The sequence below is a fragment of the Haloferax sp. Q22 genome, from assembly GCF_001482285.1.
In the GTDB taxonomy this organism is placed as follows: Archaea; Halobacteriota; Halobacteria; order Halobacteriales; family Haloferacaceae; genus Haloferax.
In genome coordinates this window covers 1-20,622 of sequence record NZ_LOEP01000009.1, presented here as the reverse complement: position 1 = coordinate 20,622, position 20,622 = coordinate 1, and the positions used below count along the sequence as shown (strand labels likewise).

General features: G+C 62.4%; 17 protein-coding genes and 1 pseudogene. 7 read left to right on the top strand and 11 right to left on the bottom strand.

The window, feature by feature from the left end; genetic code table 11:
• Positions 1 to 38: 38 nt before the first annotated feature.
• Positions 39 to 1,032: pseudogene (locus tag AM590_RS03220) on the bottom strand (transposase).
• Positions 1,033 to 1,224: 192 nt separating this feature from the next.
• Complete coding sequence (locus AM590_RS03215) at positions 1,225 to 2,253, bottom strand: thioredoxin domain-containing protein (protein WP_058826191.1); 1,029 nt, start codon at positions 2,251 to 2,253, stop codon at positions 1,225 to 1,227.
• A 366-nt stretch (positions 2,254 to 2,619) separates the two neighbouring features.
• On the opposite strand from AM590_RS03215, the gene glmS reads away from it, so the two are divergent.
• Positions 2,620 to 4,428, top strand: a complete 1,809-nt coding sequence (gene glmS, locus AM590_RS03210; RefSeq protein ID WP_058826190.1) for a glutamine--fructose-6-phosphate transaminase (isomerizing) — start codon at positions 2,620 to 2,622, stop codon at positions 4,426 to 4,428.
• Between the two features lie 24 nt (positions 4,429 to 4,452).
• A complete protein-coding gene (locus AM590_RS03205; protein WP_058826189.1) occupies positions 4,453 to 6,162 on the top strand; it encodes an asparagine synthase-related protein in 1,710 nt (569 codons plus the stop codon).
• Between the two features lie 209 nt (positions 6,163 to 6,371).
• Here AM590_RS03205 and glmU read toward each other — a convergent pair whose 3' ends face one another.
• The 3 genes from glmU to glmM all read right to left on the bottom strand — a co-directional run bounded on the left by glmU (position 6,372) and on the right by glmM (position 10,644).
• Entirely contained in the window at positions 6,372 to 7,553 is a 1,182-nt protein-coding gene (gene glmU, locus AM590_RS03200) for a bifunctional sugar-1-phosphate nucleotidylyltransferase/acetyltransferase (protein ID WP_058826188.1), read from the bottom strand.
• A 100-nt stretch (positions 7,554 to 7,653) separates the two neighbouring features.
• Positions 7,654 to 9,021, bottom strand: coding sequence for a succinylglutamate desuccinylase/aspartoacylase family protein (locus AM590_RS03195; protein ID WP_058826187.1), 1,368 nt, complete (start codon positions 9,019 to 9,021; stop codon positions 7,654 to 7,656).
• Positions 9,022 to 9,318: 297 nt separating this feature from the next.
• Positions 9,319 to 10,644: a phosphoglucosamine mutase gene (glmM, locus tag AM590_RS03190; RefSeq protein WP_058826289.1), complete on the bottom strand. Its 1,326-nt coding sequence runs from the start codon at positions 10,642 to 10,644 to the stop codon at positions 9,319 to 9,321.
• A 391-nt stretch (positions 10,645 to 11,035) separates the two neighbouring features.
• Between glmM and AM590_RS03185 the strand changes: the two genes are divergently transcribed.
• The 3 genes from AM590_RS03185 (at position 11,036) to AM590_RS03175 (ending at position 13,119) form a co-directional block, all read left to right on the top strand.
• Positions 11,036 to 11,266: a helix-turn-helix transcriptional regulator gene (locus AM590_RS03185; protein WP_082256459.1), complete on the top strand. Its 231-nt coding sequence runs from the start codon at positions 11,036 to 11,038 to the stop codon at positions 11,264 to 11,266.
• Between the two features lie 117 nt (positions 11,267 to 11,383).
• Positions 11,384 to 12,412 (top strand): rhodanese-like domain-containing protein, encoded by a 1,029-nt coding sequence (locus AM590_RS03180; protein WP_058826186.1) that lies wholly within the window; start codon positions 11,384 to 11,386, stop codon positions 12,410 to 12,412.
• A 470-nt stretch (positions 12,413 to 12,882) separates the two neighbouring features.
• Positions 12,883 to 13,119, top strand: a complete 237-nt coding sequence (locus AM590_RS03175; protein WP_058826185.1) for a hypothetical protein — start codon at positions 12,883 to 12,885, stop codon at positions 13,117 to 13,119.
• A 138-nt stretch (positions 13,120 to 13,257) separates the two neighbouring features.
• On the opposite strand, the gene AM590_RS03170 is transcribed toward AM590_RS03175, so the two are convergent.
• The 3 genes from AM590_RS03170 to AM590_RS03160 all read right to left on the bottom strand — a co-directional run bounded on the left by AM590_RS03170 (position 13,258) and on the right by AM590_RS03160 (position 15,197).
• On the bottom strand, positions 13,258 to 14,325 hold the full coding sequence (locus AM590_RS03170; RefSeq protein ID WP_058826184.1) for a mechanosensitive ion channel family protein: 1,068 nt from the start codon (positions 14,323 to 14,325) through the stop codon (positions 13,258 to 13,260).
• A gap of 233 nt (positions 14,326 to 14,558) precedes the next feature.
• Positions 14,559 to 14,792: a hypothetical protein gene (locus AM590_RS03165; protein WP_058826183.1), complete on the bottom strand. Its 234-nt coding sequence runs from the start codon at positions 14,790 to 14,792 to the stop codon at positions 14,559 to 14,561.
• 222 nt (positions 14,793 to 15,014) lie between these two features.
• Positions 15,015 to 15,197: a hypothetical protein gene (locus tag AM590_RS03160; RefSeq protein ID WP_058826182.1), complete on the bottom strand. Its 183-nt coding sequence runs from the start codon at positions 15,195 to 15,197 to the stop codon at positions 15,015 to 15,017.
• Between the two features lie 260 nt (positions 15,198 to 15,457).
• On the opposite strand from AM590_RS03160, the gene AM590_RS03155 reads away from it, so the two are divergent.
• Positions 15,458 to 15,886, top strand: a complete 429-nt coding sequence (locus AM590_RS03155; RefSeq protein WP_058826181.1) for a hypothetical protein — start codon at positions 15,458 to 15,460, stop codon at positions 15,884 to 15,886.
• Between the two features lie 97 nt (positions 15,887 to 15,983).
• Here the strand turns inward: AM590_RS03155 and AM590_RS03150 are convergent, their stop codons facing one another.
• The 3 genes from AM590_RS03150 to AM590_RS03140 all read right to left on the bottom strand — a co-directional run bounded on the left by AM590_RS03150 (position 15,984) and on the right by AM590_RS03140 (position 19,122).
• Entirely contained in the window at positions 15,984 to 17,192 is a 1,209-nt protein-coding gene (locus tag AM590_RS03150) for a CBS domain-containing protein (protein WP_058826180.1), read from the bottom strand.
• Between the two features lie 191 nt (positions 17,193 to 17,383).
• Positions 17,384 to 18,373 (bottom strand): hypothetical protein, encoded by a 990-nt coding sequence (locus tag AM590_RS03145; RefSeq protein WP_082677641.1) that lies wholly within the window; start codon positions 18,371 to 18,373, stop codon positions 17,384 to 17,386.
• Positions 18,374 to 18,468: 95 nt separating this feature from the next.
• Entirely contained in the window at positions 18,469 to 19,122 is a 654-nt protein-coding gene (locus AM590_RS03140; protein WP_058826179.1) for a ribonuclease HI family protein, read from the bottom strand.
• A 375-nt stretch (positions 19,123 to 19,497) separates the two neighbouring features.
• Between AM590_RS03140 and AM590_RS03135 the strand changes: the two genes are divergently transcribed.
• Positions 19,498 to 20,220: a hypothetical protein gene (locus AM590_RS03135; RefSeq protein WP_058826178.1), complete on the top strand. Its 723-nt coding sequence runs from the start codon at positions 19,498 to 19,500 to the stop codon at positions 20,218 to 20,220.
• Positions 20,221 to 20,622 lie beyond the last annotated feature (402 nt).

The window sequence follows — 20,622 nt, the reverse complement described above, 5'->3', positions numbered from 1 at the left end:
CCTCACCAGTTCATGGTGAGGGTGTCATAGAAGAGTTCTCACACCGTGATCACGGTACTTCCCGGATTGTCTCCACGTTCGTAGTTGGTGATTGCGACGACGAGGCGAAGACACAGCGCGAGGAACCACCTGCGCTCGTGCGTGAACGCGGCCTCGGGCGTGCGTTCGCCCGAGGCCGCAGTCCTTGACTGATTCGTTGGTTCGTTCGACGCCACTCCGGCGGTTGTACGTCTTGTCTAGCGTCGATTGCTTCAGATGAACGTCCTCACTGTGTTCGTCGATCCGGTCTTCGACCCTGTACTCGATGTCTTTCGGGTCGTCGGTGTTTCGTGCGTTGTACGGAGCGACTGGCACGATCCCTGCGGCCAGCAGGTGGTCGTGCCAGTCGAGCGTGTCGTAGGCGCTGTCACCAACCATCCAGATCGGTTGCTCGACGGCGAGCGCGTCACGTGTGACGCGCATCGCCGTCTCTTCTGGCGCTTGTTTGCTCTCGGTGAACTCCGCTGCAATCGGTATCTTTTGCCCGGTCGAGACGATCGTACAGCCGTAGCCGTAGTAGTACTCGTCGTCGGTTGGATCGTAGCACGTTGACGCGTCTGGGTCGGCTGGCATCGCCCTCACGTCGGTCGAATCGATGCAGTAGGTCAAGTCAAGCAGGCCGCGGCAGGCGGCCTGTTCGACGAGGTGGGTGAAGACATCGTCAACGACGTGTTGGAGGTCGGTGAGGAAGCGATCGACCGCGTCTCTCGACGGCGGTCGATCGAAGCCACAGCTCAACCAGACAACCGTGTTCCGAAGCTCTCGTTCAACCGGTCGAATGCCGTAGATGTCCTTGTAGTAGCAGTGGAGAAAGCCACGCATCAGATCTGGTGGCTCGTGGTCTCGTGTTCGCCCCGTCTGCGTCGGGGCGAACACGTCGAACTCTTCGAGAAAGTCGAAGGAGAGGTGCTCGAACAGCGCTAGGGTCTCTGTCTCCACGACATTGAAGAACGACTCGACCGAAGGATCATCTTGCAGGGTCGCTGAGCTCATTCCACCTCAGCATTCACCCTGCTCTTTGGTGTGCTAATCGTTCTATGACACCCTCTTACATAGTCAACTAATTCTCGCGGATTCCTGGTGCTGGGCGCGTATCTCCGTCAACGAGTTATCTGCATCGCACGGCGACCGGCCGACGCAGACGGCTCACACCGAAAAACCAGACTGCGACAGAACCGCGAAGAACTAGAACGCGTCGTCGTCCGACTCGGTCGTCTCGTTGCTTCCGAACGTCGTCGAACTGTTGTTCGTCGCTCCGGTCTCGTTTCCGCCGGACGACGACCCGAAGGTGGTGTCGTTTTCAGTCGTAGACTCTCCGAACGAGGTGTCGTTTTCGGTCGAATTGCCGCCGAACGTGGAGTTGTTCTCTGTGGTTCCGCCGAACGTCGACCCGCCGTTCGCGACCCGCTCAAGCTGTTCTCTCGTGGCTTCGGGGTCGACCGTCGGTGCCGTCACCTCGTCGTCGGTGGCGACGCGCGGGACGGTCGTGATGCCGAGTTCGGCCGCGCTGTCGGCGGACAGTTGGACGCTCTGGGCGTACGCGCGCGAGCGAATCGCCCGCCGAATCTGGTCGATGCCGTTCGTGTCCGCCTCCTCGGCGAATCGGACGAGGTTCTCGGTCGTCGCCCAGTCGCGGCGCTCCTGCGGCTGGTTCACGAAGACGTAGGAGAAGTACGTCCAGAACGACTCGGGGTCGATGTTCCAGACCGCGAGCCCGGCTTCGCTCGCCCGGGGCGCGTCCGGCCCGAGATACGGCTCGCCGTCCATGTACGCCACGTTCCGGAACTCGATGGAGAGGTCTCCGGTCGCGACGAAGTCCTCGACCAGCCCGCCGAACTGCTGTCGCACGAACTCCTGGGTGTACGGGCATTTCCAGCTCCCGTAGACCGTTACCGTCGTGGCGGCCGTGCCGATGGTCGGATACCGCGCGTCGGTCTGCAGCGACCGGAGGGCACCCGTCTGGAGTTCGAACGACGGGTCGGACACCGTCTTCGGACGCATCTCGACGGACGCGTTCGCGTCGGTCTCGTTGCCTGCGGCCGTCCGCGTCTCGGGCTGCGCGGTCGTCGTCTGCTGTTCCGACTGCCCCGCCGGCGTGTCCGCTCCGCCGCTGTTCGCCTGCTTGGCGAAGCTCGCACAGCCGCTCAGTGATGCGATGGCCGCGACGCCGGATAGCTTGAGAATACTCCGTCTGTCTGTCTCTCGGTCAACCATACACCACACCTAGTCGTAAACGGCATTATTATCGGCCGTGTAAGCCATCCCGGCGCGCGCTCTACGACCTGTTCGGTGCCTAATTCGTCGTTCGACCCGCCGATGTCACGTTTCCGAAAAACCGCACGACAGCGACGCGTTTGTTTCGGTTGTGGAGTCGCCACCGTCCCTTAGCGCGTCTATAGTAATGGCCGCTTCCCCGTATCGTGGTTTCACGGACAGCTCACCCGCTGACCCCACAAACCATGACACATCAGAAACAACTCCTGGGGGAGTCGAACATCTCCACCCCGTCCGCTCTGAACCGACCACAGCCAACGACGACCGGGACCGCGCGTGTCTCGCAGTCCTCGGAGGGTTGCTGACATGTGCGGAATCATCGCTCACGTCGGTGAGAAGCGGGCTATCAGCCCGCTCGTGACCGGACTCGAGAAACTGGAGTACCGCGGCTACGACTCCGCCGGTATTGCGGTGAAAAACGGCTCGGGACTCGACGTATGGAAGTGCTCGGGTCAGGTTTCCGACCTCAAGGACACCATCGACGGGGTCGAATCGAGCGCGACGCTCGGTGTCGGACACACTCGGTGGAGCACCCACGGGCCGCCGACCGACGAGAACGCGCACCCGCATACGAACCAGACGAATCAGGTCGCTGCGGTCCACAACGGCATCATCGAGAACTACGCGACGCTCAAGGAGACCCTCGAAGCGGAGGGCTACGAGTTCACGAGCGACACCGACACCGAGGTCATTCCGAACCTCGTCAGCCACTACCTCGACCGCGGAAACGAACCGCTGGCGGCGTTCCAGCACGCGGTCGATGCGCTCGAAGGAAGCTACGCAATCGCGGTCGTCGTCGACGGCAACGACTCCATCTACGCCGCCCGGCAGGGGTCGCCGCTCGTCCTCGGCGTCGACGAGAGTAGTTACTACCTCGCGAGCGACGTGCCCGCCTTCCTCGACCACACGCGGAACGTCGTCTACCTCGAAGACGGCGACACCGTCGAGGTCCGCGCCGACGGCGTCGACATCACCGACGAGAACGACGAGACGGTGCGGCGCGAAGTCGAGACGGTCGACTGGAACCCCGACGAGACCGGAAAGGGGCAGTTCGACCACTTCATGCTCAAGGAGATTCACACGCAACCGACCTCGCTCCAGAAGACGCTCGAGGGCCGTCTCGACCAGGAGGCTGGCGACATCAACCTCGACATCGAGACCGACCTCTCGGACATTGACTCCGTCCAACTCGTCGGATGCGGCACCTCGTACCACGCCGCGCTGTTCGGTGCGAGCCTCCTGAACCGCTGTGACGTTCCGGCGCGCGCGATTCGCGCGAGCGAGTACGACTTGACGACGGGGTCGCTGACGGACAACACGCTGTTCATCGCGGTTACGCAGAGCGGCGAGACAGCGGACACGCTCAGCGCACTTCGGCAGGTCAACGACGAGGGCGTCGAAACGCTCGCGGTGACGAACGTCGTGCAGTCGACCGCCGCCCGCGAGGCCGACGAACCGATTTACATCCGCGCCGGCCCCGAAATCGGCGTCGCGGCCACGAAGACGTTCTCGTCGCAGGCGGCAGTGCTCACGCTCCTCAGCCAGCACCTCTCGGACATCGTCGAATCCGGCGTCCCCGCGGACAACCTCGACCGACTCGTCTCCGATCTGGCCGAACTCCCAGACGCCGTCGAACGGGTGCTCCAGACGAGCGACGCCAAGCGACTCGCTCGCGAGTACCTCGACATGGACGCGTACTTCTTCATCGGCCGCGGACTCGGCTGCTCGGTCGCCAAGGAGGGCGCGCTCAAATTCAAGGAAATCACCTACGAGCACGCGGAGGGGTTCGCCTCCGGCGAGCTCAAGCACGGTCCGCTGGCGCTCGTCACCGACCGGACCCCCGTCTTCGCGGTCTGTACCGACGGCAGCGACAAGACGGTGACAAACGCCAAGGAGGCGAAGACTCGCGGCGCGCCTATCGTCGCGCTCGGCCCGTCGGACCACCAGATAATGGACACTGCGGACGAACAGCTCTACGTTCCCGACAGACATCCCGTCTGTGAGAACCTCCTCGCGAACGTCCAACTACAGCTTCTGTCGTACTACTGTGCGACCGAGTTGGACCGCGAGATAGACAAGCCGCGAAACCTCGCGAAGAGTGTCACGGTCGAATAATCTCACGGAGACCAGCCACCCACAATGAACAAAGAACTGTTTGGCGTCCTCGACGACGACGGGGCGTTCGACGACCTCGCGTCTCGGTCGAGTTTCGACTGGGTCGCCGACGGCGAGCGCGCGACTGTCGCTATCCGCGACCCCGCGCTCGGGTTCCCGGGGCGCTCGTCGACGTATCGAGACGAGCGAGGGAGCTGTATCGTCTGGGGCGAGGCGTTCTCCCCCGATGACGTTTCGACCCCGACAGCGGAGTACGCCCTCGAACGGTACGCCGCGGTCGGAGCCGACGCGTTCGGTGAACTCAATGGGTCGTTCCTCGTGTTCGTCGAATTCGACGGCGACGCGATGGTCGCTTCGGACCCCGCCCGCACGTGGCAGTGTTTCTACACCGACACGCCCGACGGGCGGGTGTTCGGTACGAACCCACAGCGCGTCCTCTCGGCGGCAACCGGACTCGAAGTCGACACTCGCGGCCTCCTCGAGTACATCCACATGGGGGTCGTCGTCGACGAGCGGACGGTCTACAGCCGACTCAGCTGTATCCCGTTCGACGGCTACTTCACCGCCGACGAGTCGGGGACGCTCTCCCGGTTCGTCTACGACCCCGCCGACCCCGACGAGTTCGACTACGTCGACGAGCTCGCGGCGCGCCTCGAACGGGCGATAGCCCGTCGGGCGAACTACCCCGGCAAACAGGGCGTGCTCCTGAGCGGCGGCTACGACTCGCGAGCAATCGTCGCCCAGCACCCCGACATCGACGTCTGCTACACGCTCGGCGCGCCCGACCACCCCGAGGTCGAAGCCGCCCGGAACATCGCGAACCAGTACGGTGCCGACCACGAGACGCTCGTCCCCGACGACGACTACATCAACGTCGACGAGGACGTCATCGAGTACTCGCTCGGCACGCGCGAGTCGGTCCACGTCCACCACGCGGGTTGTGACGAAAAGATGGACGCCGACACCGTCTTTCACGGACTGCTCTTCGATACGTTCCTCCGCGGACACTTCCTTCCCCAGAACGTCGTCGAAGTGTTCGGCAATCGGTTCCCGTTGCAGGGTCTGGACCCTGACCCGGACCCCGCTGAGGTGCTGTCGTCGAAGTTTGGCTACCACCCGGCGTGTGACCACGTCTTCCCCGAGTGTTACGACGAGTTCGACACGAGCATGGAGTTCATCAACGATGTCGTCGACGAGCAACTCGACAAGTGGTCGGACCGATACGACAACGTCTACGACAGTATCGAACTCATCGGGATCCAAAACCAGCCGTCGGTCCCGTTCCACTTCGAGCTATCGGACAACTACATCGAGTCGTTCGTCGCCGCCGACGCCGAACTCATCGACTGGCACCTGAAGACCCCGCCCGAAAAGCGCAACACGAACACGATGATGGCGGCGATGCAGAAACTCAACCCGGACATCTTCCGCCACCGGCCGCCGGACAGACCGCACAACTCGTTCAGGAGGAACCAAATCGAGAAGTTCGTCCGCCGGAAAGTCCCCGGTATCGAGCCGTTCAGTTCTCCGTGGCCCGACATGGAGGCGCAGTACGAACGGAACGAACTCGACCGGAAGCTCTTCCCCGGCTACCCGAGCATCCACGAACTTCCGGTCAGAGTCAAACTCCGAATCAACGACATCACCACGTGGATGAACGCCGCGGACGACGACAGCGTCCTCACTCCCAACGACGTGCTGTGTCCGCCGGTGCGGATGCTCACCGACTCCTGAACACCCCGTTCCTTCTCCCCGATTGATCGACGACTCGTGCTCGCGACGTCGTCTCGCTCGTTCTCCGCCGCCACAGACTGCTGTCAGTACTGACGCACCTCGACATCGACGACGACTGACAAGAATATGCGACGGTACGGAGAGATTCGGACTGTTCCGAGGTGTCGCAACCGGTGTGAGAAGAAGGCCGTCTCGTCGCTGTCGTCGCGTTATCGGTCGGTCGCCACGGTCTCGCCGGGCATGGTACGAGCGCCTTCGGAGAGTTTCACCCCGGCGTTGAGCGCCGTGTTGATGCCGGTCTTCGCGTCGTCGCCGACGACCGCGCCGAACTTTCGGCGGCCGGTCGAGACCCGTTCGCCTTTGACCGTCACGGAGACGGCCTCGCCGTCGTGGCGGAGGTTGGCGACGTTCGTTCCCGCGCCGAGGTTGACGCGTCGGCCGACGACGCTGTCGCCGACGTACGAGAGGTGGCCGACGCTCGTCTCCGCGAGGAGGACGCTGTTTTTGATTTCGACGGCGTGGCCGACGTGAACGTTGGGCCCGACGAACGTGCAACCGCGCACGTACGCGTTCGGTCCGACCGTCGCGCCCGCCGAGATGTAGGCGGGCCCCTCGACGACGGAGCCGTCTTTGACGGTCGCTCCCTCCTCGACGACCACGTCGCCTTGGACCGTGGCGTCGTCGCTCACGTCGCCGTCGATGCGGCGGTCGAACGTCTTGAGCTTCCACTCGTTGGCTTCGAGGAGTTCCCACGGTCGTCCAACGTCCATCCAGCGGTCGAGGGTCACCGGAGAGACGTTGAACTGGTCGATGACCCGGTCGAGAACGTCGGTGAGCTCGCGCTCGCCGCGCTCGCTCAGCGGTACGTCGAGCATGTCGCGGGCCTCGGCGGGGAACACGTACGCGCCGGCGTTGACGAGGTCGTTCTGCGGAGCGTCGGGTTTTTCGACGATTTCCGCCACCGCGCCGTCGCTGACGTTCAACACGCCGTAGTTGGAGGGGTTCGGGACGCGGACCGACGCGATGCTCGGTGCCGCGTCGAACAGGGCGTCGATTCCGGCGGGGTCGTAGAGGTTGTCTCCGTAGAGGACGGCGAACGCGCCGTCGATGTGCTCCTTGGCGGCGCGAACCGCGTCTGCGGTCCCCTGCTGTTCGTCCTGTTCGACGTACGAGACCGGGACGCCGCGGTAGGACGAGCCGAAGTGTTCGCGCACCGTCTCTTGGCCGTACCCGACGACCACGACGAGTTCGTCGGCACCGGCTTCGACCGCCGCCGCGGCGGTGTGGCCGACGATTGGCTGTCCGGCCACGCTCAGCATCGGTTTCGGAACCTCGTTCGACAGCGGGCGCATTCGCGTGCCGCGTCCGGCTGCCAGTAGAATCGCTTGCATACCACGCCGTAGTCGAACGACGGGCGTTATTATACGTGAGATAAGTGGTCGTTGTCGGCGATTTTCGGCGAGTTGGTCGCGTTAGGCGCGCCGTAGTGGTTCACCCGTGGTAGACGCCGTGTTGCCACAGCAGGTCGCGAGCGACGGCGACTTCCCACGTCACGGCGTCTTCGAGGGTCGTCCCTTTGCGGGTCGTCTCGACGAGGTAGCTGGGGAGGTGCAGGTCGCCGTACACCTTGTGGACGAACAGCGGTCGCGAACCATCGAGGGAGTTCCCGCAGTCGAAGTCGTAGTACGACGGGTACTCCGAGAGGTCGATGTACTGCTCGTTGACGTAGTCGCAGGCGTTCACCGCGTTCATCGGGGCTGCGCGGGTCGGGAAGACCGCCTGCCCGACTTTCCCGTCGTGCTTGTAGATGCCGCTGGAGCTGTGGAGGTCGACGACGACGTCGGGGTCGTGCGAGACGAGTTCGTCCCAGAGCGCCCGCGCGAGTCGGGACGTGGGCTGCGCCCCCGTGGGGAACTGCCGGTTCAGGTCGCCGTCTTCGGTGTACCGAGCACCGATGCTGATTGCGGGCGCGTTCGCGTGGGGGACGACGACGATCTTGCCGCCGGTCGGGCGGAGATGTCTGATATGGTCCGCCGCGTGGTAGCCCTGGGGTTCCTCGCCGTGGATACCGCCGACGACGAACGCCGTCGGGCCGGGCTTTCCGGAGTCGATGACGTAGACGGGCGTTTCGTACTTCGTTCCCGGAAGGAGCGAGTGGGTGCTGACCGACCCCGCGTCGACCCGGTCGAGACGGGTCCGAATCCAGCCGAGGATGTCGGAATAGTTGCCGTCCTTGTGGTCTCGAAGCAAGCGAACTCGCGGCACGCCAGCGATGCCGTAGCGGACGGCCTCGTCGGTCGCCGAGCGGACGAGGCTGTCGTAGCGGTCCTCGTAGGCGCGGTTGGCGATTTTCGTGATGTTGCGGACACCCGCGAGGTCCATGTAGGATTCCAACCGAGCGTGGGTGTACGTCTTGGTCGTGAAGTTCCAGAACATGAACTCGAAGAACTGCCAGAAGTTCTCCGGTTCGACGTCCCAGACGCCGTGAGCGGCGCGGGCGGCGCGGGCTTCGCCCTCGTCGTCGCCGACGAGGTAGGTGTCGATGGCGTCCGGCCTGTACGAGAGGAACCGCAGTTCGAGGTTGAGGTCGCCCGTCTGGACGTACTCGCGGACGATGTCTTCGAGGTTGTGCTGGACGAAGTACTGCGAGGACTCCGACAGGAAGTTCACGTAGACGACGAGCGTCGGGTTCGAATCGTCGGTGCCCATCGTCGGGTAGAGCCTGTCGCGGAGGTACGGCGCGGTCCCGACGACGCCCGGCGAGAACCCCGCAGCGGCGGGTCGAGTTCCGACAGCTCCGAGCAGCGCGAGTCCGCCGGCGGCGGTGAGAAAGGTGCGACGAGTAAATTTCGAGTTCATTGTATCCAATTTACTGAACGTCATAAAACGGAGAAACTTCGAGCCTTCACATGTCCAGTCTTTTTATATCTGTGCGTACAGTTAACGCACTAAATATCGGCGATTTGTAGGTGTGTCACACTCTCTGACGGTCAAATTTAGATATTCCTCGACTCCACGCGGGACGAGAACGAGATTCACCGAGTCTACGCGTCCGCAACGCTGTTCGATTGGCCAACAGTCCGGCGGTGTCACTCGGTGGTGAACCCCGCGGGACGCTCGAATCTCCACCCTCCTTCAACGAGGATTATCCCCGATTCAGGCGCGAACGGTGTCGGTGCGAGACTCGACGAGTGCCAGCGCCTCGTCGAACAGTCGGTCAGTCGCCGCTTCGGACCGGCCCTCGGCGGTGACCCGCACGAGCGGTTGTGTTCCGCTCGCCCGGACAAGGAACCACCCGTCGTCGGTCTCGACACGGAGTCCGTCGCGGTCATCGATGTCGTCGTACTCCTCGCGCACCGTCGCTTCGACGCGTTCGAGGACGCCCGCTTTGTCGGTCGTCTCGACGCTCTCGCGGCGAAGCGGGTAGGCGTCGATATCGTCCACGAGGTCGGCTAGCGGGCCGCGCCGCGAGACGAACTCGACGAGTTTGCACGCCGCGAGCGGGCCGTCGGGACAGGGCGTCTCGTCGGCCCAAATCCACGCACCGGAGGGCTCGCCACCGAAGACGACGCCCGGTTCGGCACACCTCTCGGCGACGAACACGTCGCCCACGCGCGTCCGGACTACGTCTGCGCCGACGGTCGCGACCGCGTCGTCGACGGCGAGGCTCGTGTTCACCGGAACCGCGATTCGGTCGCCCTCTGACGCGGCCTCGCGCCCGAACAGGGCGAGGAGCGCGTCGCCGTCGACGAAGTTTCCGTCGCCGTCGACGGCCATCATCCGGTCTGCGTCCCCGTCGTGGGCGACGCCGAGGTCCGCGTCGGTCGCGGCGACGTGGGACTTGAGCCCGCGAAGCGTCTCGTCGGTCGGTTCGCTCGGACGGGCGGGGAACCGACCGTCGCGTTGGCCGTTGAGCGTCGACACCGTACAGCCGAGGTCCGAGAGCGCGTCCGCCGTGAGCCGCCCCGTCCCGTTCCCGATGTCGACGACGACCGAGAGGTTGTCTTCGAGGTCGACGCTCGATTTGAGCGCGTCGCGGTGGCGGTTTTCGATACTTCGGTCTCGCTCGGTTCCGACGCCGTCCCACGCGGCGAGTTCGTAGTCCTCGTCTTCGATACGTCGCTCGATGGCGGCGCGCTGGGCCGAATCGAACGCCCGGCCGGACGCGGTCCAGAGCTTCACGCCGTTGTCGGCCGGCGGGTTGTGCGAGGCGGTGACGACGGCACCGGCGTCGGCGTCGAACCACTCGACGGCGCGGGCGATAGACGGTGTCGGCCGGGTTCCGAGTCGGAGTACGTCGATTCCGCACTCCAGAATCCCGGCGACGAGTGCGTGTTCGAGCATCGTTCCGCTTTCGCGCGCGTCGCGGCCGACGACGACGCGTCCGGAGACCTCGCTACCGAGCGCCCTTCCGATACAGAGCGCCACTTCCGCCGTCACGTCTTCGCCGACGGCACCGCGAACGCCGCTCGTTCCAAACATACTCTGCACGTGGTCGGCGGGGTTCCTTACTATGGGATGAGTAAGGAACTGCTGGGTCGGGGCGTTCGCTTCCGGATGGGCGCAGTTAGCGGGCCGGTCATCGCCCGGCGTCCGCTGGTCGGCAGTCGCGGAACGATGGCGCGCTCGTCCGGGTGTGCGTGATTTCGTGCGTTCGAGCGGTCGGGGCGACCCCGATTTATGATGTGTCTATTCACTCAGTCGTCGTCGGTTATGAGAGCAAACTCCGAGAAACGACCGTTCCACCCGTTCTAGGGGTTCTTTAGTACCACAACTATCTCCGAAGTTCATGTAGGGTGCGTCCGTGGCATCCCCTATGTGCGTACACGAATTAACCGCGATTCAACGCGATTTGCTGTTCGTTGTGCGAGGAATGAGCGACTCCTCGGGACAGACTATCAAGACCGAACTCGAAAAGACGCAGGGGCGCGACCTGCTCACAGGCCGCGTGTACACGAACCTGAACGAACTCGTCGACAAGGACCTCGTCAACAAAGGGAGCAAGAACGGACGGACCAACGAGTACTCACTCACTGACGAGGGCCGCGAAGCGGTCGAGACGCGTCGTCGCTGGGAGAAACGGTATCTCAAGCAGACCGCGTGACCGGCGGTTTAGCGGCTCGATACGTTCGTCGCTCGTAGTCCGTCTTTCCACGCGAGTACGGGCGTACAGCGCTTACTCTGTATATAATAAACCACTACTGCTCAGTACGGATGGGTGATGACAGAACGACAGTCGAGCCGCAGACGGTTCCTCCAGTTGACCGGTGCAGCGACGATTGCCGGGCTCGCGGGCTGTTCGAGCGGGTCCCCCGAAGGGACGACGTCCACGTCGACCCAGACGACCACCGCCAACGCGACGCAGACGACGACGCAAACGACGACGGCCGCGCCGGAGAATCAGATGCGAGGCCCGCGCGAGGGCGACGACCTGCCGACCGATTCCAAGCCCTCGGACGGCTACCCGCCGGAGTTCGACACCGTGCCGGAAGAGCGGTCCATCGACACGAGTTCGTACGACACGCTCACGCGAGAGGTGCACGACGTGACCGTCGAAGTCCCTCTCGTCCCCATCGAGGACGCGTACTACTGGTACGCGCGCGGGGAGGCGCGCTTCGTCGACGCCCGCAGCGAGACCGGATACGATGTCTCCCACATCTTCGGATCCGTTCTCAGCCCCGCACCGGACGGTCGGACGCTCGACCCCACGGACGACTGGAACGAGGCGGACCGCGTGGTGACCTACTGCCACTGCCCGCACCACCTGTCGTCGCTCCGGGCGGCGATGCTGCTCGCAACCGGCTTCGAGAACGTGTACGCAATCGACGAAGGCTTCCAGGCGTGGCTCGACCGCAACTACCCGCTCGCGGGGTCCGATACGAACCGGGATTACACGGTTCGCACCATCGAAGGCGAGACGAGTCGGCTCGACGCCGGCGAGACGGCGTGGGCGTTCCACCCCCAGACCGACCAGGTCGAAGCGACCGAAATCGGGTCCGACGGCTCGTACGCGCTCGAACTGAAGTTCGTGCAGGTCGACGCCCAGAGCACGATTCAAGTCGAGACGCCGAGCTACGCTATCCAGGCCCCGCTGGGCGAACTGACGAGCGGAACCGTCACGGCCGATACGGGTGAGCCGGCCGAGCAGACGAAGACGACCACAAACTCCACGAACGGGACGACCAACAGCACGACCGGAACGAACAATACCGCGACGAACGACTCGTTCTCGCTGAACTGGCGCATCTGACCGGTCAACCGTCGAGAGAAGACTGAACACCGGCCCCTCGATAATTCTGTGAGCCCCGATTTCGAGTGAAAGGCGAGATGTATTTGATAACTGTCTATTTTTGTTGTGTCGTTGTCGGTGCCAGACAATGAGTTTTAGCAAACGCTCGGTTAATTTGCGAGCCTTTGCAATAAACTGTATAACGCTATACAAAAATCGTCTCTCGAGGAGTTAGACTGCTGTTGGAATAGGACAGCTCTACTACGCGAATTCGACCGATTCGATCCGTGGAACACACTACAGACTTGCTCTAATGGCCGTTCTGCTCGCACTACCACTCACCGAAGACCACCTCACCACCCGCTCCTTCTTCGGCGGCGGCGTGTTGTCCGCTGTAATCATCGACGAATGTTCACACTCCGCAGTAAACGGACGGTACCCTCCCGTATGTCATGAAGGTAAGTTATCCCAGTGGCGCACTAACTACGAGTATGTCCCGCCACGAGGCGTCCTTCGAAATTGACTCAAAGGCCGATTCGTACGCCGCTCGGCGCATGCTGGAGCAGGTGTACGATACGATACGAGAAGAATCCCGGAGCGTTCGGGAGAAGGCGGACGACGCCGATGAACTCTTGGAAGAGTTCCGGACGCTTCGAGACGCAGCGAAGCGGCCTGCGTCGGGGCGGTTGACCATTATCTACGAACAGCACGACGACTTCTCGGAGTGAGGCGGCGGACTCCCGGGAACCGTCCGGTTTCCGTCTGTGACTCGGCGTGTCGCGTGTGTCGCCGCTCGGATGAGCACATCCCTTCTTGTCCGCTGGTTCCACTAGGTGCTCACTAGGTGCGTTCGACCCTGTTTGGGCTCATTTCGACTGACCTCTCCTAGTATCAGTTGGCTCAGTACCCCGGATTCGAACTGAGTCCCCTTCTCCCCGCTTGGTGAGCTCCCGCTGCGGGAAGGGAATCTTGATTCCTTCTCGGTTGAACGCAGATTTGACGCTGTGGATGACGGCCTGGACCGACAGCCACTTTCGCTGTGGTGTTGGGTTTTCTATCCAGAACCGGAGTTCGAGTACGACTGCTGAATCATCGAATCGGACCGGAAAGACCTGAGGGGCAGGTTGAGTCATAATCTCGTCGAGGTCTGTAAGTGCCTCGAGCGCGATCGCCCCCGCACGCTCGGGGTCCACGTCGTAATCGATTCCGATTTCGACACGCTGTCGTAGTTTTCCCTCCACACTTCGGTTGATGATCGTTCGATTTCCGACGGCCTCGTTCGGGAGGATGACGTGCTCTCCGTCGAGATTACGGAGCCGGACGTGATTAACGGTGATTTCGGTGATGAAGCCTTCGTGCTCCCCGATTCTGACCCAGTGGCCGACGTCGAACGGCCGTGAGAGCATCAGGACGAACCCCGCGAGAATCGACGCGAGCGTGCTTTGGAACGCCAAGCCGAGAATAATCCCGAGGACGCCAGCACCCAACAGGAGATTGCTCAGTCGAAATCCCCAGAGTGAGAACGTTCCAAACACCGCGAGGATATAGAGGACGATCTGACCGACGTAGAAGATGACACGACGCTGGTGGGCCGATGTCACTCGGGTTCTGGAACGGGCGCCGTCCAGAAGCAATCCTTTGAGAAGCCGCGTGCCAGTATACGCGGCGACGAAGAGGACGACCGAGAGGAGTACGCGGACACCAGTATCGACACCGACCTGGACGAAACCCGCGATTTCTAGCGCGTCAGTCGTTGCGTTCCACCTGTTCAACAGGACGGAGGAGACGACGGTCGCCAGCACGAGAAGCAGTCCCGCTCGCACGATTTCGGCGATCTCGGGCCGAACGTAGGACTGAAGATACGTTCCGAGATACCAGACCACTCCTCCGATGACGACTGCTCCGGCGATGATCGTCAGGGTCTCGTCGAACAAAGGACTGAACTGGAGCGGGGTTTGAAAAGGCAGAATCAATACGAGAGTCCTCGCATGAGTCGTCCAGAGACGGGCTACTCCGATAAAGAACAGGTGATGTCGCGTTCTGCAGGTGACTGTTGAAGATATCGCTCCGTTGGTTCCCTCGACGTACAGGTTCCACCGGGTTCACGCATTGTAGGACCTGCTACTCGATGAAGACAGGTGGCCTACCGAGCAGTACTGAGGCGGCGCTATTCGGTACCACCCAGACTGGTCATGGGAGTGGCACCGGCAACGATTGCGCCAGTAGCCAGAACTGCAGCCGAGAGGACAACGAAATCGCCGCTTGGTGTGTACCCAGCCAGTCCTGCTCCGGCCTGCACGATGAACACGGTCACAAAGAAGCTGGCAATTGCGAATACCAGTAAGACGATCGACGCGATGATACTACTGACTAACGAACCGAACGAATCAAGCAATCCCATCAGTTGGTAACCTCCCTAAGGTGGATTGTCTGTGGCCGTTTATGACTTGGGTCTTAAATAACGGACAATCGGTGCCGGGGAACTTCGAACACTCCTCGATTGGTTGTGTCAGCCCGAAGGTGTCGAACCACCGGGAGTTCATCAGGGCCGTACGTCTCTCACCTCAACGAACGGACGAGAGAGCGTGAGTATCGAGGTCCAGAGCGTTCTCTTCCAGAGTGTCTACTCGTCTGTTATGACGTGCGGGTCGTTCATCTGCACCGTATAGACGCGCTCTCTCGGGATGTACGTGAACTCATCGTCGCCGTGATGAATCTGCCAGTGGTCCTCTCGGTAGTTCAGTTGCTCGTCGTCGACATCCTCCGTGATAGTATCATCAACACCTCGATAGACAATTGTTGCCATGAATCAGTGTAGATCGGCCAGGTGCATAACGTGGAGGGCTCCCTTCGCTGGAGAAGGTAGTGAACAGTCGCCTTCTGCACCACGGCTGAGAGTGTGTCGCTCCCGTCATATCCTGTCCAAGCGCCCGCGTCACGAATCTTCTAGCACAGGTCTGTCGTGGCAATCGCACGGTTGGATGTACCTAACGCAGGCTCATCATCATCCCTGGCGCTCTGATCCACCGTACGAACGTTGATTGACCTGGCCGTCCATCTAGAACTATGGCAGAATTCCCAGACGAGCGTCAGCTCGTCCTCCGCGCGCGGTCCCAGTTGGACCAGTGGACGAGAAACGCCCGAATGGAGGCGTACACTGAACTGTTCGAAGGTGACGACCCCATCCTCTCGTCCGAAGAGGTACAACTGCTCGACGCGCTCGACTCCGAACTGGAGCGAGAAGGCGGGGATGGTGTCTGGGGAACTGACCAATACGGAATCCACACCGCTGGAACTTCGAGTTCGGATACCTCACTCGGAGTCGTCTGTGTGTACCACCCACAGATAACCAAAGACTCCGTCCTCCGTGGGGCCGACGATCTCGAGGACGAGGCCGAAGAGCGGCTCAACGCTGCACTCTGGAGATACAGCGAGCGGGTTGCGACGCTCATCGAAGAAGCACTCGACGAGTTCATCCGTCAGACCCGCGAGTAAGCCCGGACGGAGCCACTTTCAGATGACGGCCCGGTCTTACTTTGACGGATAAAGGAGTTCCAGCCAGCAACGGTTGCCCGTTCGTAGATACTAGCGATTACCTGCCGAGCCACCAGCCGTAGAGCTGTGCCTGATCGTCGATATCGGGACGCTTCTTCGACTGGCCGTAGGTTTTCCCCTTGAGGAGCTGGCGTTCGACGGCGTTCGCAGCCAGACGGAGAGCGTGGGAAGCACCGTACCCCTCTCCGTCAGCCGTGAAGTAGCCGCGATCGGTGACCAGTCGAATTCGTGCCAGTACCAGCGGTACGCCCCTGGATTGTTCTTTGTGTTCCTTGAGTTCGATACTGGCCTTGATAACGCTCATGTCGCCGTACTTCGAGGTCATATCCTCGATTAGGGCGGAGACATCGTCGTAGTCCATCCCCTCCAGTAACTCGAGGCCGAACACCTGCACGGCGTTGCGGTCGTCACGTTCCCAGGTGAGTGCGTCGATGACGTCCGTTTTCGTGATGATTCCGACCGGGTCGCCGGTCTCGTCGGCCGTGACGACGAGCGAGGAGATCTCCTGGTCGAACATCGTCTCGACGACCTCGTCGAGCGGAGCGCTCCGCTTGACGGTGAAGACTGCGTCGGACATCAGGTTCCGTACCGGGAGGTCGAGCATTCGGTCGGAATCGCCCTCCCGCGCCCCGAACCCGCCACGGTTCTGTCTGCCACCGCCGCGGCCACCAGTACCACCCGACGACCCGCCCTGGCTCTTGCTGCCGCCCCACGTCGTGAACTCGATGACGTCGTACAGGCTCAGCATGCCCGCGAGGTCGTCCCCATCGACGACTGGGAGATGAGCGATCCCGGCTTCTCGAAGCAGATTGAGCGCTTTCCCGATCGTGGTTTCGGGGGTCGCGCTAATCAGTTCCGCCGTGTACGCGTCGTCGACGACCGCCGCGTCGAGAAACGGACGCACGGCTTCGAGGATGGCATCACCAGTCACCACACCGACGACACGGTCGTCGCGAAGTACGGGGAGTGTTTTGGCGTCGCTTCCGATCATGAGTCGCGCGACCTCGCGGACATCCTCGGTTCGGTCGACAGTCGGGACGTGCTGAACCTGCGATCCGACCTTCGCAGACGGCTGGTTGGACGAGGACGCCAGCTGTCGGCGACTCACGATGCCGCGATATTCGTCTCCGTCCGTTACGATGACGGCGTCGAGTTCCTGATTCTCGAACGCTCCGGCGACTTTCGAGAGGGGGGTTCCGATGTCGAACTCGGTGAACTTCGTCGAGAGTATCTCAGAGATATCCATAGGTAACTCTCTAGTAAAAAGGGTTCACGACGGTTATGCCTGTCCTAGCCCTGATATCGGCAGGAGAGTCGCGCGAAGTCGCGTTTGAGTGAACATCAAACTGTTGGCCGTGAACATTGAGTCCGGCGGTCTCGGTTACGAGCGTTCCTGCGGCCAAGTTAGTTCGGTCCGAACCAACCGGCACGGACGCGTCACTCGGACGTGAATCTGAGCCCGTACGTGAAGTAGCGCTCGTCGTACAGGAGGAACCGACGCTCCGACCCCGTCTCGACGCCCGCGTCTTTCTCGACGTTGCCATCGAGATACGACCAGTGGCCGAGTCGCTTCAGTAGCGATGCGAACGCGGTGGAGTACGGGTACGACTCGCGGTAGGACTCCACCGTCGCTTCCCGGAGAATTTCACGCTCCGCTTGCGAGAGGTCCGCCCGCGTCACTCGCGCGTCGAGTAGTGACGCTCGAAGAACCGTCTCGACTTCGGACGCCGAGTCGGCGACCGGGTCGACGTCGGCTCGGTAGACCGCTTCGTGAAACGTCTCTCGTGTGACTTCGACTTCGTAGACTGCGTCTCGATACTCGACGTGGGACGGACCGGCTTCTTCGAGGAGATCACTTGCCCCCGCTGCATCGTCGTCTCGGTACACGTAGCCGTCGCGCTGGACGAGCCCGCGCGGAACACCACCAGCGTTACCTCGCGCCCGTGCGGCAAAATACGCGATTCGCACCGCTCGTTGGTCGGCCTCGGGGAGCGACGAGTGTGTGACGTGGTCTGGGACGGTTTCGAGTTCGTCGGGGCGGCCGACTTCAAACAGCCGGAGCACTGGGTGGGTGACGGTCTCCTCGCCGACGACGAGTGAATCGAGGTGGTAGTACGTCCCGTTTCGTCGCGCGTAGGTCGGGGTGTCGTCCCCTCGAGCGAGGAACGGCGTGTGATGTTGGGTCGTGTATTCCTCGCCGTCGAGGGTGATGTTGAATGCCGTTTCGTCCCACGGCGGCCGCGTCTCGGTCAGGTCGACGACGTATCGCTCGCGGAGCGGCCCGTCGAGCGGGGACAGCGACAGGACGAGTTGTCGAGCGTCGGTCTCTGACTCTGGTCTGAGTTGCGAACAGCCGCTAAACGTCGCCGTCAGCAACGCGCCGCCGGTCGCTAAGAGTCGTCGCCGCGTGGTTGTTTCGGAGGGCACGACTAGCCACCTCTGTCCGGACTGTCAAAATCGTTCTTTTTTGAAAGGAACTCTGGCGGTCAACGACCGCTCAAGGACAACTGGTTGTGTCGTCGCTACCCGGGCCCCAACGCCGCGATGTCGGCACCAACCGTCGCCAGCGCGTCGGCGGGGTTCGGGTCGCTGTCGGCCAGGTGCGTGTAGCGGTGGTTCGGAACGTTCGCTAGTGCCGCGGCGATGGCCTCGCTGTACGCGTCGACTCCCGGCTCCGTCGGGTCGTCACCGCCCCATACGTCTCGGATGACGGTCATCGAGTCGATTCGCACTTCGAGGTGGTGCGGCTCGTAGCGCGCCAGCAGTTCGGAAAGCCCGAGTTGGAGCGCGACGTACTCGGCAGTGTTGTTCCCCGTCCGGGAGCCGACGGGACGGCCGAGTCGGGCGAGCTGGGTATCTCCCGAGTCCATGATGACCGCGCCCGCACCCGCCGGGCCGGGGTTGCCGCGCGAACTGCCGTCGACGTACAGGATGAACGAGTCGTCGGTCGGCTCAGAAACGGGTGGTTGAGCGAGCTCCGACGCCAGCAGTTCATCGAGCGCGCGCCGCAACTCGCCCGGGGTCGTCGTGGGGTCGAACAGGCCGCCGTAACCGGGCACGGCGTCGTCGATGGCGTCGGTGGCGGCGGCCATCTCGTAACCGACCCCTGCAAGCACCTCGTCGACGAGCGTGGCGAGCGGCGAGAGGTATTCGGAAGGGAGTGACTTCTCGGTCACGCCACCGGGACCTCCGTTCGGCCTCCGTTCCGAGCCGTCACAGCCTCGCTCTCGGACGCCCTCGTCGGTTCGTCCAACAACTGCATACCCGTTCTCAGTCGTCGAGCGGGATAATCCCTTCAGGTGTACTGGCGAGTCAGTCGGCTCGGGAGAGCTCGACGGCGAAGGCGCTCCCCGTGGGTGCTCGGAACGCGGCACACGGTGTGCAAGGTGTGCCAGCGCGCACACCCAAGACTATCCGTCTCGTAGTGGAACGAATCACTCATGCAACCGTATCCATCGACGCCTCATCTCGAAGATGCCCCAGATGAGTTGCTGTCGAGCGGTCACCTGTGGCTCCGTGAGTACGTCGCTGGTCCTCGGTTACGGTTTCAGATGAAACCGTCGGGGCGTCTACTGTTCGGCGACCGAGACCGAGTCTTCGATGACGTGCCTCCGCCGTACGAATACGCCGTTCGGCACGTTCGAGAGCAGTTCGACCGCGACGCGTTCCACGACGCGGTTGACGAGCCGGGAGCGTACGTCTTCTTCGGTGTGGCACCGTGCAATGTCGGTATCGACTACGACTGGGAGCGACTCCCGGCAGTTCTCGGCTGGGCCATCTGGAACGGGACCAAAGAGCGGCTGTTCCCCATCGACAAAGCCGAGCAGGTGTTCGAACGGCTGGGTCTGACACCGGTGAACACCTTCCAGAAGGAACTACACGTCCGAGATTTCCACCCGGAGCGACTCGACATCCCCGAATCCGCGTGGTACGCCGGACCCGCCGCAGGTGTCGTCATCGAGAACCGGCGTGGCGGATGCGCGCTCATCGAAGGCCCCGTCCTCGACGAGATGGACGACCACGAGCCGATACGAGGCGAGCCAGCGGAACTCGCCGACGAGTTCGTCACCGACGCGCGAGTCGGTCGCGCTATCAAAGCCGTCGAAACGTCCCAAAAGACACCCACAACCGCCGAGATTCACGCACGCGTGTTCGAGATGGTCGTCCGAGAGGAGTACGCCCGACTCGACTCCGGTCGAGTCGATTGGAAGGCGTTGCGGTCGGCAGTTGGGTCGGTCGTCTCCGAGAAACACGGTAAGTTGGCCGACAACTGAGTTGCCAGTCTCCTCGTTCCGAACCCGGTCTTCTCTTGATGGTCGGGGAGAGCGGACCTCACTCGGAACATGAGGTGTTGCTCACCGGTTCGACTGACTGATTATGAAGCCGACCTCGTGGGTCGCGCCGAGCCGAGACTCGGCGCTCAGGAGTTGCGGTCGGCAAAACAATAGCGGGAGGTAGATTTGAACGACGCGAATCTCGCTTCGCTCGATTCTCTGGTTCAAACTACCTGTTGCGATTGCCACGTAAAACGGGCCGCCGCAACGCGATAAACCGCGCTGCTTGGGGTGTAGTTTTCAGGAGAATAGCGGGAGGTAGATTTGAACCCCGGTCGCTGACGCTCCCCGGTTCAAATCTACTGAGCTATGAGGCCGACCTCGTGGGTCGCGCCGAGCCGA